This is a genomic window from Streptomyces sichuanensis, assembly GCF_020328095.1.
Classification (GTDB): Bacteria; Actinomycetota; Actinomycetes; order Streptomycetales; family Streptomycetaceae; genus Streptomyces; species Streptomyces cinnamoneus.
The window spans coordinates 1-14,709 of record NZ_JAIXMK010000175.1; the positions used below are offsets into that span (position 1 = coordinate 1).

Annotated in this window: 12 protein-coding genes and 1 pseudogene; 4 read left to right on the forward strand and 9 right to left on the reverse strand. The window is 73.2% G+C overall.

The window, feature by feature from the left end; translation table 11 throughout:
- On the forward strand, window positions 1–2,153 hold a 2,153-nt coding region (locus tag LE181_RS29830; RefSeq protein WP_225664634.1), incomplete at its 5' end, for a methionine synthase.
- Here LE181_RS29830 and LE181_RS29835 read toward each other — a convergent pair.
- From LE181_RS29835 to LE181_RS29865, 7 genes are all read right to left on the reverse strand, one after another.
- A complete protein-coding gene (locus LE181_RS29835) occupies window positions 2,140–2,889 on the reverse strand; it encodes a hypothetical protein (RefSeq protein WP_225664635.1) in 750 nt (249 codons plus the stop codon). The genes LE181_RS29830 and LE181_RS29835 overlap by 14 nt on opposite strands.
- 131 nt (window positions 2,890–3,020) lie before the next feature.
- A complete protein-coding gene (locus LE181_RS29840) occupies window positions 3,021–5,261 on the reverse strand; it encodes a glycoside hydrolase family 31 protein (protein ID WP_225664636.1) in 2,241 nt (746 codons plus the stop codon).
- Between the two features lie 146 nt (window positions 5,262–5,407).
- A complete protein-coding gene (locus tag LE181_RS29845) occupies window positions 5,408–6,379 on the reverse strand; it encodes an NHL repeat-containing protein (protein WP_225664637.1) in 972 nt (323 codons plus the stop codon).
- A gap of 156 nt (window positions 6,380–6,535) precedes the next feature.
- Window positions 6,536–7,765, reverse strand: a complete 1,230-nt coding sequence (gene mshC, locus LE181_RS29850; RefSeq protein WP_225664638.1) for a cysteine--1-D-myo-inosityl 2-amino-2-deoxy-alpha-D-glucopyranoside ligase — start codon at window positions 7,763–7,765, stop codon at window positions 6,536–6,538.
- 117 nt (window positions 7,766–7,882) lie between these two features.
- Entirely contained in the window at window positions 7,883–8,713 is an 831-nt protein-coding gene (locus LE181_RS29855; protein WP_225664639.1) for an SCO1664 family protein, read from the reverse strand.
- Window positions 8,677–9,267 (reverse strand): DUF3090 domain-containing protein, encoded by a 591-nt coding sequence (locus tag LE181_RS29860; protein ID WP_225664640.1) that lies wholly within the window; start codon window positions 9,265–9,267, stop codon window positions 8,677–8,679. Before LE181_RS29860 ends, LE181_RS29855 begins: the two co-directional genes overlap by 37 nt.
- A 119-nt stretch (window positions 9,268–9,386) precedes the next feature.
- Window positions 9,387–10,082: a histidine phosphatase family protein gene (locus tag LE181_RS29865; protein ID WP_225664641.1), complete on the reverse strand. Its 696-nt coding sequence runs from the start codon at window positions 10,080–10,082 to the stop codon at window positions 9,387–9,389.
- 129 nt (window positions 10,083–10,211) lie between these two features.
- Between LE181_RS29865 and LE181_RS29870 the strand changes: the two genes are divergently transcribed.
- Window positions 10,212–11,195, forward strand: coding sequence for a magnesium and cobalt transport protein CorA (locus LE181_RS29870; RefSeq protein ID WP_225664642.1), 984 nt, complete (start codon window positions 10,212–10,214; stop codon window positions 11,193–11,195).
- Between the two features lie 21 nt (window positions 11,196–11,216).
- Here LE181_RS29870 and LE181_RS29875 read toward each other — a convergent pair whose 3' ends face one another.
- Together LE181_RS29875 and LE181_RS29880 are read right to left on the reverse strand one after the other, a co-directional pair.
- Window positions 11,217–12,005 (reverse strand): ferritin-like domain-containing protein, encoded by a 789-nt coding sequence (locus tag LE181_RS29875; protein WP_225664643.1) that lies wholly within the window; start codon window positions 12,003–12,005, stop codon window positions 11,217–11,219.
- Window positions 12,006–12,215: 210 nt separating this feature from the next.
- Window positions 12,216–13,265, reverse strand: coding sequence for an LLM class F420-dependent oxidoreductase (locus LE181_RS29880; protein WP_225664644.1), 1,050 nt, complete (start codon window positions 13,263–13,265; stop codon window positions 12,216–12,218).
- Window positions 13,266–13,413: 148 nt separating this feature from the next.
- On the opposite strand from LE181_RS29880, the gene LE181_RS29885 reads away from it, so the two are divergent.
- Entirely contained in the window at window positions 13,414–14,397 is a 984-nt protein-coding gene (locus LE181_RS29885; protein ID WP_225664645.1) for an aldo/keto reductase, read from the forward strand.
- A pseudogene (locus LE181_RS29890) lies at window positions 14,394–14,709 on the forward strand (hypothetical protein); the annotation flags it as partial. The gene LE181_RS29885 and the pseudogene LE181_RS29890, both read left to right, overlap by 4 nt.

Below are 14,709 nucleotides of genomic sequence, written 5' to 3' on the forward strand. Positions count from 1 at the left end.
ACGGGCCCGACTCCCGCTTCGCGAAGATCACCCGGCTGGCGGTGGAGCACGGCGCGGCCCTGATCGCGCTGACGATCGACGAAGAGGGCCAGGCCCGTACGCCCGAGCACAAGGTCGCCGTCGCCGAGCGGCTGATCGCCGACCTCACCGGGAACTGGGGGGTGCGGGAGTGCGACATCATCGTCGACTGCCTCACCTTCACCATCGCCACCGGCCAGGAGGAGTCGCGGCGCGACGGCATCGCCACCATCGAGGCGATCCGCGAGCTCAAGCGCCGCCACCCCGACGTCCAGACGACGCTGGGCCTGTCCAACATCTCCTTCGGGCTCAACCCGGCCGCACGCATGGTGCTGAACTCCGTCTTCCTCAACGAGTGCGTCGAGGCGGGCCTGGACTCGGCCATCGTGCACGCGAGCAAGATCCTGCCGATCGCCCGGCTGGAGGACGAACAGCGCGAGGTCGCCCTCGACCTGATCTACGACCGGCGACGCGAGGGCTACGACCCGCTGCAGCGTTTCCTGGAGCTGTTCGAGGGCGTGGACACCAAGTCCATGAAGGCGGGCAAGGCGGAGGAGCTGGCCGCCCTGCCGCTGGAGGAGCGGCTGCGGCGGCGCATCGTCGACGGCGAGAAGAACGGCCTGGAGGCCGACCTCGACGAGGCGCTGGCCGGACGGCCCGCGCTGGAGATCGTCAACGACACCCTGCTGGAGGGCATGAAGGTCGTCGGCGAACTCTTCGGCTCGGGCCAGATGCAGCTGCCGTTCGTGCTGCAGTCGGCGGAGGTGATGAAGAGCGCGGTGGCCTACCTGGAGCCGCACATGGAGAAGTCGGACGCCGAGGGCAAGGGCACGATCGTGCTGGCCACGGTGCGTGGCGACGTCCACGACATCGGCAAGAACCTCGTCGACATCATCCTCTCCAACAACGGCTACAACGTCGTCAACCTCGGCATCAAGCAGCCGGTCTCGGCCATCCTGGAGGCCGCCGAGGAGCACAGGGCGGACGTCATCGGGATGTCCGGGCTGCTGGTGAAGTCCACCGTGATCATGAAGGAGAACCTGGAGGAGCTGAACCAGCGCAAGCTGGCGGCGACGTACCCGGTGATCCTGGGCGGCGCGGCACTGACGCGCGCGTACGTCGAGCAGGACCTGCACGAGATCTACGAGGGCGAGGTGCGGTACGCCCGCGACGCCTTCGAGGGCCTGCGCCTGATGGACGCGCTGATCGCGGTGAAGCGGGGGGTGCCGGGCGCTTCGCTGCCGGAGCTCAAGCAGCGGCGGGTGCCCAAGCGAGACGTGGCGGTCCTGGAGGTGGACGAACCGGAGGGCGCCGTCCGCTCGGACGTCGCCGTCGACAACCGCGTCCCCGAGCCGCCGTTCTGGGGCACCCGGGTCGTCAAGGGCATCCCGCTGAAGGACTACGCGTCCTGGCTGGACGAGGGCGCCCTCTTCAAGGGCCAGTGGGGCCTGAAGCAGGCCCGCGCGGGCGGCCCGACGTACGAGGAGCTGGTCGAGACCGAGGGCCGCCCGCGGCTGCGCGGCTGGCTGGAGAAGCTGCACACGGAGAACCTGCTGGAGGCGGCCGTCGTCTACGGCTACTTCCCGTGCGTCAGCAAGGGCGACGACCTCATCCTCCTGCATGAGGACGGCACGGAGCGCACCCGCTTCACCTTCCCGCGCCAGCGGCGCGGCCGACGGCTGTGCCTGGCGGACTACTTCCGTCCGGAGGACTCCGGCGAGCGGGACGTCATCGGCCTGCAGGTCGTCACGGTCGGCTCGCGGATCGGCGGGGCCACGGCGGAGCTCTTCGCCTCCGACTCCTACCGCGACTACCTGGAGCTGCACGGCCTGTCCGTCCAGCTGGCCGAGGCCCTCGCCGAGTACTGGCACGCGCGCGTGCGGGCGGAACTGGGCTTCGACGGCGAGGACCCGGACGACGTGGAAGGCATGTTCGCCTTGAAGTACCGGGGCGCGCGCTTCTCCCTCGGCTACGGCGCCTGCCCCAACCTGGAGGACCGGGCCAAGATCGCGGACCTGCTGCAGCCGGAGCGCATCGGCGTCCAGCTGTCGGAGGAGTTCCAGCTCCACCCGGAGCAGTCCACGGACGCCATGGTCCTCCACCACCCGGAGGCGAAGTACTTCAACGCCCGCTGAGCGGCATATCGGCCCAGCGCTGCTCCTCGGGAAGGGCGAGCTGGTCGAGTCGGTACAGCAGATCGGGGCCCGCGTCGCCGCGGGCCCCGATCCGTGGTGCGGCGTGGTGCAGCACCCAGGAGATCAGCTCCGCGTCCGGTCGCGGGTCCGCCGTCACCCAGCCCCCCTGCGAGGTGTACGTACGCGCCGGCGACAGGAGGTCGTCGATCCGGTCCTCCACGAAGTCCAGCAGGTGCGCGTCGGCCACCGGGCCGGTCTCGCTCTCCCACCGCGCCAGGCAGGGCGTGGGAGAACCGTGCGCTTCTTCGCAGAACCCGAAGAGGTCGAGGAAGGTGTGGGCGGGCAGCGGTTCGTGCAGGGCGGCGGCCCAGTAGGCGTCGAGGAAGACGCGGACGGCTTCGGCCTGGTGGCCCGGCCACTCCTGCCACGAGGCGCCCCCCAGGCCGAGGCCGTCCGCATCACTGACCCGCTCCCCTTCCGCCACCAGGACGGCCAGGCGCGGGAGGATGCGGCGCATCACCGCCGCGTTGTCCGTCCAGTGGCTCGGCACCTCGCGCGCCACGTGCAGCACGAATTCATCCGGGAGCGGTGCACCGGGATCGCGCAGCCATGCGATCTCTTCTTCGCCGTAACAGAAGAGACACCCGGTCTCCTGCGGGCCGGCCGCCTGCCCGGCGAAGACGTCGGCAACGCGGGTCACGGCCGCGGCCAGCTCGGGGGTGGTGATGGGGTGCACGGGCGTTCCGTTCGGGGCTCCGGCCGGCGACGGCCGAAGAGGGTGACGTTACAGGACGCCCCGGAGCCCTGCGCGCCGGGCCGGACGGCGGCGCGCAGGGGGGCAGGGCACTGTCCCGGAGGGCACCGGCCCTACGACGCAAGCGCCACCGTCAGGGCCCGGTCCGTCGGCTGGGGCGGGGTCTTCATCTGGACCACGCCGCCGCGGTCGCCGGCGTCGTACCACCAGCCGTGGTCCGCCTTCTCGAAGGCGCCCTTCGAGTCGAGGCGCGGCAGGTCACGGCCGTTCAGCGTGGCGTGGCGCGGTGCCTGGCCCGTGTGGACGGTGAAGCGGTACGGGCGTGCGGTCTGCTTGCCGCGGAAGTCGCCCCGGGACGCGCCGAGCTCCAGCGTCACGTCGGCGGCGGAGCGGGCGCGTACGGTCAGCTTCTGCTCCGCGTAGGCGCCCGACCTGTGGGCCCGCGTCACGCCGTCGTCCTCGTACAGGGTGAACGTCGAAGGTGCCGCGGTGCCCTCGGGGTAGACGTCCCAGGCCAGCGGGGAGTCCGGCGTGCGGTCCTCGTGGGAGCGGATGCCCGGCCACATCGGGATGTTCGCGCCGGCCTTCACGAAGAGCGGGAGGGTGTCCAGCGGGGCGCGGTAGCCGTTCACCGTGGTCGGGCCCTCGTACGTGCGGCCCGTCCAGTAGTCGGTCCACTTCCCCCGTGGCAGGTAGATGCCGTCGCGGACCTCCTTGTCCTCGAACACCGGGGCCACGAGGAAGTACTCACCCGTCAGGAACTCGTACTTCGCCGCCTCCGACGACGCCCGGGGGTCGTCGGGGTACTCCAGCGCCAGCGGGCGCACCGGTCCGACGCCCGTGCGGGTCGCCTCGGCCGCGTAGCTGTACATGTACGGCAGCAGCGATTCCTTCAGCTTCAGGTACGTGCGGTTGATCGAGGTGTACGGCTCGCCGTACCGCCAGGGCTGCTTGTCACTGGGCGCCCAGCCGTCCATGGTCATCACCGCCGGAAGGAACGCCTTCCACTGCAGGTCGCGCACGTACGTCTTCGGGCTGCCGCCGAAGATGCCGTCCACGTCGCCCGTGGTGTACGCGAGGCCCGACATCGTGGCTCCCGCGTACGTGGGGATCTGCCAGCGGATGTACCCCCAGGAGCCCTTCTGGTCGCCGGACCACTGGACTCCGCAGCGCTGGGCGCCGGACCAGCTCTCGGGGGCCCAGGTGAAGCCACGGGCGTCGCTGTTGTCCTCGATGCCCTTGTAGGCGTCCTTGCAGCCGTCGAGGGCGAACTTGTAGCCGTCGCCGACCCACGCCACGTCCAGCTTGGCGACCCGCTGGCCGGCCTTCACCTGGTCGGCGAGCTTCGCGAGGCCGTCCTCGGTCCACAGGCCCGTCTTCATCTTGCGGCCGGCGAGGCCCTTGTTCACCTCGGCGAGGTTCTCGTACCCGCAACCGTAGCCGTCGTTGACGAGCATCCAGCCGAGCGGCAGGTCGTTCGCGATGTAGCCGTCGGCCACCTTCAGCGCGTCCAGCGTGCGGCGCTCGCCGCGGTTCTTGTTGTGCAGGTAGCAGTCGGAGTCGCCGATCTCCAGCCCGTACAGCGGGGGCAGGAAGGGCCTGCCGGTCAGCTTCGTGTAGCGGCCTATGACCTCCTTCGGCGTCGTCCCGGCGACGTAGTAGGCGTCGAAGCGCCGTTCCCGCGCGCTCGTCGTCACCGGGTCGCCGAAGGCGTACGTGTTGGGCGCGTACGTGTTGCGGTAGACGCCGTAGCCGGCCGAGGAGAGGTAGAACGGCACGGAGTTGGGGTGTCCCCCGTCGTTCCAGTTGTAGTCGACGCCCACCTCGACCGTACGGCCGCGGTGCGAGGTGTTGCCCCGGCCGTTCTGCATGCCGGCGCCGTAGAACTGCTCGGCCGCGTCCCGTCCGAGGGTCTGCGTGGTGCGGTCCGCGGTCCAGGTCAGGCCCTTGGTCTCGGCCCACAGCCGGGTGCCGTCGGCGCGGTGGAGGGCGAAGCGCAGCGGGTGCTTGTACGCCCGCAGGGTCACCGCCGGGGTGCTCATCTCGTAGCGGTCCGGCCGCTCCCGCCAGCGTGTCGCGGGCGGCGGGCCCTGCGGCAGGACGATGTCCTTGCCGGTGGGGTCGGTGAACGTGCCGTCGGGTGCGAGCTCGATGCGGAAGGCGTCGGCCGACACGAAGCTGACCCGTGCCCGGGCCGGGCCGGCCTGGAGGTGGAAGACGGGGCCGGCCGTGGAGAAGCCGGTGACGTCCCCGACGGTCTGCTCGGCCGCGCCGGCGGCCGGTTCGGCGTGCGCGCCGCCGGCCGCCGGGCCGGCCATGGCCGCCAGGAGCCCGAGGAGGGCGGTGGCGGCCATCGTTCTGAGGCGCCGTGGTGTTCGCCGTGGGGTGCGTTGTGGTGTTCGTCGCGGTGTTCTCATGGTGGCGTGCATAGCGTTCCCGGCACGTACGCCACCATGGACTCACGTGCCGGGTCCGTGGACTTGTGGGATCGCGCCCCGCCTCAGCGCGGCACCGCCACCGCGTCGTACTCCGTCGTCGGCGTCGGGTCCACGTCGAAGCGGGCGTTGGGCAGGTAGAGGCGGTCGCCGTAGGCGGCCACGGTCGTCGGGATGCGGAAGCGCGGGTCGGTGATGCGGCGGACCGCGCTGCCGCGCCGGCCGCCGGCGTCCAGGTGCAGCACGTCGACGGCGTTCTGCTTCTGCTGGACGACGTAGAGGGTGCGGCCCAGCAGCAGGGCCCCGTCCCCGTCGGGGAGCCTGGTGGCGCCCAGGTCGACGCGGCGCGCGTCCCCGGTGCGCGGGTCCACGCGCAGCAGGCTGCCGCCGTCCTGGAAGACGTTGACGACCAGCAGTGCCCTGCCGTCGGGCGTGGTGGCGATGCCGTTGGAGGTGAAGCCGGCGTCCGGGGCCTCGGCCCATTCGCCCGTCAGGCGCAGCGTCACCACGTCGCGGGCGGGCGGCAGTTCGCCGCGCGGGCCGAGCGGAAGCCCGTAGACCTGGGCGTGGGTGGAGTCGGTGAACCACGCCGCGCCGGGCGTGAGCACCACGTCGTTGACCATCGTCGCGGCCGCGCCGACCTCGTAGGTGGCGAGGATCCGGCCGCTGCGGGTGTCGACGACGCGCAGCTGGCGGGAGGTGCCGCCCGCGATGAAGGCGCGGCCGTGGCGGTCGGTCTTCAGGCCGACGGACGGGGCGTCGGTGCCGGTGCGCAGGAGGGTGCCGTGCCCGGTGGCGAGGCTCGCCCGGTAGAGGGAGCCGCCGCCGAGCGAGCCGAACCAGGCGTACGGGCCGGGGCCGATGGCGATGCCCTCGGGCCGGAAGCCGTCGGGGAGGCCGAAGCGGGTGGGCCAGCGGGCCGGCTCGCCGGGAGCCGCCGCGGCCCGGCCCGCCGGGCCGAGCGTTCCCGCGGCCGCCGCGGCGCCCAGTGCGGCACCCGCCCTGAGCAGTCTTCGGCGTGCGAGGGGACCCGTCATGGTGCGCGTCCTTCCGACGAACGGTCAGTGACGCGGCTCACCCCAGCACAGTGCCGGCCCGCGACGCGCCCCCCACGCCGTCATCTCCACAAACGAAGGGGGGCGCTCCCGCGGAAGACCGCGGAGGCGCCCCCGGAGACCGGTGGGGTCAGAGCCTCACAGCGCCACGCCCAGCAGCGCGTCGGCCGTGCGGGACACCAGGCCCGGCGCCCCCTCGTCCGTACCGCCGTCGGCGGCCTGGGCCGCGGCCCAGCGGTCGATGGCGGCCAGTGCGGCCGGGGCGTCGAGGTCGTCGGCGAGGGCCTCGCGGACCTCCTCGACCAGCGCGTCGGCGGAGGGGCCGTCGGGGCGGGAGACGGCGGCGCGCCAGCGGGCCAGGCGCTCCACTGCCTCGGTCAGGACGGAGTCCGTCCACTCCCAGTCGGCGCGGTAGTGGTGGGCCAGCAGCGCGAGGCGGATGGCGGCCGGGTCCACGCCGTCCCGGCGGAGCTTGGAGACGAAGACGAGGTTGCCCTTGGACTTCGACATCTTCTCGCCGTCGAGGGCGACCATGCCGGCGTGCACGTACGTCTTGGCGAAGGGGTGCTCGCCGGTGAGCGCCTGGGCGTGCGAGGCGCCCATCTCGTGGTGCGGGAAGATCAGGTCGGAGCCGCCGCCCTGCACGTCGAAGCCCATGCCGAGGTGGTCCAGGGCGATGGCGACGCACTCGATGTGCCAGCCGGGGCGGCCGGGACCGAGGGAGGCGCCGTCCCAGCTGGGCTCGCCCGGGCGGGCGGCCATCCACAGCATGGGGTCGACGGGGTTCTTCTTGCCCGGGCGCTCCGGGTCGCCGCCGCGCTCGGCGGACAGCAGGCGCATGGCCTCGGCGTCGAGGCGGGAGACGCCGCCGAAGGAGGGGTCGGAGGCGACGGAGAAGTAGATGTCGCCGTCGAGCTCGTAGGCGGCGCCCGCGTCGCGCAGCCGCTCGACGAGCGGCACGATCTTCGGTATCGACTCCACGGCACCCACGTAGTGGCGGGGCGGGAGCATGCGCAGGGCGGTCATGTCTTCACGGAAGAGGGCCGTCTCGCGCTCGGCGAGGGCCTCCCAGTCGTCGCCGTTGGCGATCGCCCGCTCCAGCAGCGGATCGTCCACGTCGGTGACGTTCTGGACGTAGTGAACCTGCCGCTTGGTGTCGAGCCACACGCGCTGCACCAGGTCGAACGCGTTGTAGGTCGCCGCGTGTCCCATGTGGGTGGCGTCGTAGGGCGTGATGCCGCAGACGTAGAGACGGGCGACGGGACCGGGGGCGAGGGTCACTCGCTCGCCGGTCGCGGTGTCGTGGATCCGGAGGTCGCGGCCACTGCCGGGCAGGGCGGGAACCTCAGAAGCGGGCCAGGCATGCATGACTTGAGCGTAACCGGATGCACGTTCCGGATACGAACCGGGCGCGGTGGTTGGCCGAAGTTCCGTTCTTGCGCACGGCGTCCGACGTGTGTATTCCCGTGCACCGGCCCGTAAAGATCACACCGGCGGCCAGGGGATGGCCGGCCACTGGCCGCTCGGCTCGCGGTGGCGCCCCGTGCGCAGCAGCTCCGCGACCCGGCCCCGCAGGGCCTCGATCTCGGCCGGGGTGATGAGCTCGGCCAGCCGCCCGGCCAAGGGCTGCCCGTCGGCCAGATCGGCCGAAAGCCGCCGTAGGGCCGTCAGGGCCTCCGCGGGGAGGGGCTCGCCCGCCCAGCCCCACAGCAGGGTGCGCAGCTTGTCCTCCGCGTTGAACGTCACGCCGTGGTCGATGGCGTAGAGCCGTCCGTCGGCGGAGGGGAGCAGGTGGCCGCCCTTGCGGTCACCGTTGTTGATCACCGCGTCGAGGACGGCCAGCCGGCGCAGACGCTCGTCGTCGGCGTGGACGAGCAGTGCGGTGCGGTCCTCGCCGACGTCCGCGAAGCCTACGGCCTTCCAGCCGGGCCCCGGTTCGTCGCCCTCGACCAGGGCCAGCAGCGCCGCCCCGGTCTCCTCGTCCGCCGACGCCTCGATCCACAGCTGGCACATGCCCTGCCCGTAGGGGCCGTCGCGCAGCACGGTGGGCGGGATCAGGCCCCATCCCATGGCCTCGGAGAGCTCGTAGGCGGCGACCTCGCGCTGGGCCAGGGTGCCGTCGGGGAAATCCCACAGGGGCCGCTCCCCCGCGACGGGCTTGTAGACGCAGGCGGCGCTGACGCCCTCGTACTCGACCGTGCAGTAGAGCACCGCGTTGGACGCCTCGCGCACGCGGCCGCGCACGGTCAGCTCGCCCTCCGCCAGCAGCTCGTGGGGCGTCACGCTCCGCGGCGGTATCCGTTCTGGCGCGGACATACGTGTCCCTCCGGGTCGAGCGGCAGGCTGCACAGCGGGCACGGGGGCCGGCCGGCGTTGACGACTTCCAGGGCGCGCTTGGCGAAGGCGCGGGCCATGGTGCCGGTGAGCCGCACGCGGAGCATGGGCGGCCCATTCACCTCGTCCTGCAGCAGCCGCTCCTCGGCCTCGGCGAGGGCCTCGTCGGTGTCCGCCTCCAGCTCGACGAGGGCCTGGGCCTCCACCACCATGCGCTGGCTGTCGCCGTCCCAGGCCAGGGCCATGGTGCCCACCCGGAACTCCTCCTCGACGGGGGACTCCAGGGGCGCGGTGTCGGCGAACTCGACGGGTGCCACGGCCGGCACCGGGGCGCTGCCGCCGGTGCGCCGCACGACCTCGTCGAGGAGCTCGTCGATGCGCTCGGCGAGCGCCTCCACCTGGGTCTTCTCCAGCGCCACGCTGGTGGTCCGGCCGGCCGCGGTGGCCTGGAGGAAGAAGGTGCGGCGGCCCGGCAGCCCGACCGTGCCGGCGACGAAGCGGTCCGGCGGGTCATAGAGGAACACCTGACGGGACAACGTCCTGCTCCATTGGGGTCGGTGGTCGGAGGGTCGGCGGCCGCGGTGGCGGCCACGGGTGCGGGCCCGAGGGCGGCGGCCGCGGGGCTCCCGCGTCACCACCCTACTGCGCGCGACGATCACGGTGCTCCCGCACCACCGCCCACGGCCGCGTCCCCGGCGGCCCCCTCGCGCCCGGCCGGTCGCGGGACGAGGCCGGCGAGGTCCCCGGTGTCGCCGAGGCGCAGCAGATAGGGGCGCAGCCGTGTGTAGCGGATGGCGGTGACCGAACAGGGGTCGGCGGTGATCCGCTGGAAGTGGTCGAGGTGCAGGCCGAGGGCGTCGGCGACGACCGACTTGATCAGGTCGCCGTGGGTGCACATGAGGTAGACGGCGTCCTCGCCGTGCTCGCGGCCGACGCGCTCGTTCCACTCCCGTACGGCGTCGACCGCACGGGCCTGCATGGCGCGCACGGACTCGCCGCCGGGGAAGGCGGCCGCGGCGGGGTGGCGCTGGACGACCTCCCACAGGGGTTCGTCCACGAGCTCGGCGAGCTTGCGGCCGGACCAGTCGCCGTAGTGGCACTCGCCGATGCGCTCGTCGGTGTGCAGCGGCAGTTCCGGACGGGCGGCGAGCAGCGGCCGGAGGGTCTCCTCGCAGCGCTGGAGGGGGCTGGTGACGGCGGCGGCGAGCGGGATGCCGGCCAGCCGGGCGGGCAGGGCGGCGGCCTGGGCGGCGCCGCGCTCGTCCAGGGCCACGCCGGGGGTCCGGCCGGCGAGCACTCCCCCGGTGTTGGCGGTGGACCGGCCGTGCCGGACCAGGATCAGCGTGGGCATGACCGCCAGCCTACGACCGCCCGGCGCCCGCGCGGGGCATGAGAGGGTCGGAGGAAAGGTGGTGACGGGGGGACGACGGGGAAGCAGCGGGGGGAATCGACGGGGAAGCTACGGGGAAGAGGGACTCGCGTGATCGTGGACTGCGCCATCTACCGGGACGGGCACCGCACCGAGGGGCCCGCCGACTTCAGCGACGCCCTCGACCAGGCGCGCGCGGACGGCAACTCGTTCCTCTGGATCGGGCTGCACGAGCCGACGGTGAAGGAGTTCGAGCTCGTCACCAGCGAGTTCGGGCTGCACCCGCTGGCCGTGGAGGACGCCCTCAACGCCCACCAGCGGCCGAAACTGGAGGTGTACGACGACTCGCTGTTCATGGTCCTCAAGCCGGTGGTCTACGACGACGACGCGGACACCGTCACCACCGGTGAGCTGATGCTGTTCGTGGGCGACTCCTTCGTGGTGACCGTCCGGCACGGCGAGGGCAGTCCGCTGGCGCGGGTGCGCAGGCGGCTGGAGCAGGACCCCGAGCTGCTGTGCCACGGGGCGACGGCGGTGCTGTACGCGGTGAGCGACGAGGTCGTGGACCAGTACACGGACGTGGCGGCCCTGCTGCAGGCGGACCTCGACGAGCTGGAGGCCGAGGTGTTCGCGCCGGTGGGCGGCGACACCAAGCACACCGCCTCGCGGATCTACTCCTTCAAGCGCCAGGTGGTGGAGTTCCGCCGGGCCACCAGCCCGCTCACCGAACCGGTGGCGCGGCTGGCGGGGGCGGGCCTGCCGTTCGTCGACGAGCGGTCGCGCCCGTTCTTCCGCGACGTGGGCGACCACCTGACGCGGACGAACGAGGCCGTGGACGGCCTGGACCGGCTGCTGAGCGACATCCTCTCGGCGCACCTGGCGCAGATGGGCGTCCAGCAGAACGACGACATGCGCAAGATCTCGGCCTGGGCGGCGATGGCGGCCGTGCCGACGATGGTCGCCGGGGTGTACGGGATGAACTTCGACCACATGTGGGAGCTGCGGCAGTCGTGGGGTTATCCGGCGGTCGTGGCGCTGATGGCGGGGCTGGTGTTCTGGCTGTACCGGATGTTCAAGGGGCGCGGCTGGCTGTAGGCCGGCCGTACGGCCCGCCGTTCAGGCGAATCCGGCGGCGGGGGCCACGGGGCCGCCGAGGGCGTCGCGCCGTTCGGGCATGCGCAGGGTGACCATGCGGCGCCATCCGCCGAGCCGCTCGTAGGCGTACACGGCGTGGATGCCGGCGGTGAGGGCGGCCGCCTTGGCCCGGGGCCAGCGCAGGATGCGGCCCATGTGGGCCATCACGGCGAGGCTGACGTCCCGGTAGACCTCGATCTCGCCGAGGGCGCTCTCGCGCAGCAGCGCCTGGATCGTCCGGCCGTGCCCGGCGGCGGCCAGGCGCAGCAGTTCCTCGTGGCAGTAGGCGAGGTGGTTGGCCTCGTCGTGGCGGATCATCCGGACGGCCCTGCCGACCTCCGGGTGGTCGCCGAAGTGCCGGGCGAGCAGGTCCATCTGCTCGGACGCGCGTTGCTCGGTGACGCGGCTATGCGCGAGGTAGGCGACGATGTCGCGTTCCGTGAGCGGTTCCCCGGCGCGCAGCACGGCGTGGGGCAGGCCGATGCCCCGGCGTTCGAGGATCAACGTGTAGTCGGTCTCCGGAGGGACCTCGACGGGTTCGATGCCGCGCCGGTGCATCAGGGCCCGGAAGATGCGGCCGTGCTTGTCCTCGTCCGCGCCGTGCCGGGCGATCTTCGGCGCCAGGGCGCGCTGGCTCTCGGGCACGAGGGCCGCGATCCGGCCGTTCTCCCAGCCGCCCTGGGCCTCGCCGCCGGCGGCGATGGAGCAGAAGAGGCCGTAGGACGCGTCGTCGTCGAGGATCTCCTGGAACAGGCTTCTGGCCGTGAGCATGGCCCTCACCTCCGTGACCACCGAGTCAAGTGCGCTCCGCGGGGTGCGGCAATCAGAGGGAGCGTGCGCTCGGCCGAACGGGGGACGCCGGGCGGAGATTCGAGGGCGGCCCGGCGCGTAACCACGGGGCCGCCCGGGCGTTGTGTTCGGTGTCGGCCGTGGCGGGGAGGACCACCCCCGAGCCCCCACCACGGCCGCGGACCTCCCCGGTCAGGCCAGTCCGGCCCGCTCCAGCGCCTCGACGCCGGTGCGCAGGCTCGCGATCCGCTCGTCGAGCGTGAAGCCGGCGGGGGCCAGGGACAGGGTCGTGGCGCCGGCGTCGGCGTACGCCTGCATGCGGTCGGCGATGCGCTCGACGGGGCCGAGCAGGGCGGTGGAATCGATGAGCTTGCGCGGAATGGCCGCGGCCGCCCCGGCCTTGTCGCCTGCCAGGTACTTCTCCTGGATCTCGGCGGCCTCCTTCTCGTAGCCCATCCGCTGCGCGAGCTTGTTGTAGAAGTTCTGCTTGGCGCTGCCCATGCCGCCGACGTAGAGGGCGGTGTAGGGGCGGAAGAGGTCGGCGAGCGCGTCGACGTCGTCGCCCACGGCCATGGGGACGGTCGGGACGAGGTCGAAGCCGTCGAGGTCCTTGCCCGCCTTGGCGCGGCCCGCGCGCAGGGCGCCCAGGGTGGTCTCCTCCGCGTGCTCGGGTGCGAAGAAGACGACGAGGGCGCCGTCGGCGAGCTCGCCGGTCTGCTCCAGGTTCTTGGGGCCGATCGCGGCGATGTAGAGCGGGATGCGCTCACGGACGGGGTGCACGGTCAGCTTGAGGGGCTTGCCGGGGCCGTCGGGCAGCGGCAGCGTCCAGTGGGCGCCCTCGTGGACGACCCGCTCGCGGGCCATGGCCTTGCGGACGATCTCGACGTACTCGCGGGTGCGGGCCAGCGGCTTGTCGAACTTCACGCCGTACCAGCCCTCGGAGACCTGGGGGCCGGAGACGCCGAGGCCGAGCCGGAAGCGCCCGCCGGAGAGCGAGTCGAGGGTGGCCGCGGTCATCGCGGTCATCGTGGGCGTGCGGGCGGGGATCTGCAGGATCGCCGAGCCGACGTCGATGCGCTCGGTCTGTGCCGCGACCCAGGACAGCACGGTGGGCGCGTCGGAACCGTACGCCTCGGCGGCCCAGCAGACGGAGTACCCGAGCCGGTCGGCCTCGCGGGCGACGGCGAGATTGTCCGCGTCCATCCCGGCTCCCCAGTAGCCGAGGTTGATTCCGAGCCTCATCCGACCCATCCGGGCACCCCTTACTGATCAGTAACGTCGTCGTTGCGGGGACTCTAGCGCGCCGACCCGGAGTACGTCACCGGCCGGTTCCGTGCGCCCGGTGACGGCCCGGCGACGCGGTGGGGCGCGAACAGTACCCTCAGCGCTCATGGAACGAAGGCATCTCGGCCGCACCGGCCTGCGGGTCTCCCGGCTCGGGCTCGGCACGCTCACCTGGGGCCGGGACACCGGGGAGCACGAGGCGGCCGAACAGCTCAAGACCTTCTGGGACGCCGGCGGCACCCTCGTGGACACCGCCGACGTCTACGCCGACGGCGGCGCCGAACACCTCCTCGGCCGGCTCCTGGCGGACCTCGTGCCGCGGCGGGACCTCGTCATCGCGACCAAGGCCGGCAGCGTCCTGGACCCCGACCGCCGCGTCGACTGCTCGCGCGGCCACCTGCTCGCCGCCCTGGACGCCTCCCTGGAGCGGCTCGGCACCGACTACGTCGACGTGTGGCAGCTCCACGCCTTCGACCCCGCGACGCCCGTGGAGGAGACGCTGCAGGCCGTCGACCTCGCCGTGGCCAGCGGCCGGGCCCGCTACGCCGGGGTCGTGGGCTTCAGCGGCTGGCAGCTCGCCCGGGCCGCGACGTGGCAGCTCGCCGCGCCGGGGGTGCGGACGCGGCTGGCCTCGACGCAGATGGAGTACTCGCTGCTGCAGCGCGGCATCGAGCGGGAGGTGCTGCCCGCCGCACGGGACCTGGGCATCGGCGTCCTGCCCTCCTCGCCGCTGGGGCGGGGCGTGCTGACGGGCAAGTACCGCCGCGCCACCCCGGCCGACTCCCGCGGCGCCTCCGAGCACCTGGCCCCCTTCGTCGCCCCCTACCTCGACGAGGCGGCCGGCCGCATCGTCGACGCCGTCAGGACCGCCGCCGACGGACTCGCCGTCACGCCCCTGCAGGTGGCCCTGGCCTGGGTGCGCGACCGTCCCGGCGTCGTCGCCCCGCTCGTCGGCGCCCGCACCGCGCAGCAGCTCACGGCGGCACTGTCAGTGGAGGGCCTTAGTCTTCCGGACGAGATCCGCAGGGCGCTCGACGACGTGTCGGCGCCCGTGCACCGCTATCCCGACCAGGACTGGAGCACCCTGTGACCAACGACCGCGGTCACCTCCCCGCCGACGCGGCCGGCCCCGGGGGCGCCGGGGCGCCCGCCCCCGCTCCCGGGAGCCCGGAGCCGGACGGCGCGACGTCCCCGGCCGGTGAGCCGGCCGCCCAGGACGCGCCGGGCGGGGAGCCCGGGGCGCAGGAGGCGGCCGCCGGCAAGCGGTCCGCCGTCGCCGAGGCGCTGGCGGCGGCCGTGAAGGCCGTGGAGAGCGGGGAGCGCGACGCCGCGTCGTTCTTCAACGAGCCGAAGCCCGCGTCCCGGCCGCGCCGGCCCGCACCGGCCCCCCGGCCCGCGGACC

What these genes read in the sequence shown, in the direction of transcription:
- LE181_RS29840 (WP_225664636.1), bottom strand. Translation starts at nt 5,261, where the DNA reads ATGGCCGCCACCGCCCTCCTCGGGCTCCTGGCGGCCATGGCCGGCCCG.
- LE181_RS29845 (WP_225664637.1), bottom strand. Translation starts at nt 6,379, where the DNA reads ATGACGGGTCCCCTCGCACGCCGAAGACTGCTCAGGGCGGGTGCCGCA.
- mshC (WP_225664638.1), bottom strand. Translation starts at nt 7,765, where the DNA reads ATGCATGCCTGGCCCGCTTCTGAGGTTCCCGCCCTGCCCGGCAGTGGC.
- LE181_RS29855 (WP_225664639.1), bottom strand. Translation starts at nt 8,713, where the DNA reads ATGTCCGCGCCAGAACGGATACCGCCGCGGAGCGTGACGCCCCACGAG.
- LE181_RS29865 (WP_225664641.1), bottom strand. Translation starts at nt 10,082, where the DNA reads ATGCCCACGCTGATCCTGGTCCGGCACGGCCGGTCCACCGCCAACACC.
- LE181_RS29875 (WP_225664643.1), bottom strand. Translation starts at nt 12,005, where the DNA reads ATGCTCACGGCCAGAAGCCTGTTCCAGGAGATCCTCGACGACGACGCG.
- LE181_RS29880 (WP_225664644.1), bottom strand. Translation starts at nt 13,265, where the DNA reads ATGAGGCTCGGAATCAACCTCGGCTACTGGGGAGCCGGGATGGACGCG.
- LE181_RS29885 (WP_225664645.1), top strand. Translation starts at nt 13,414, where the DNA reads ATGGAACGAAGGCATCTCGGCCGCACCGGCCTGCGGGTCTCCCGGCTC.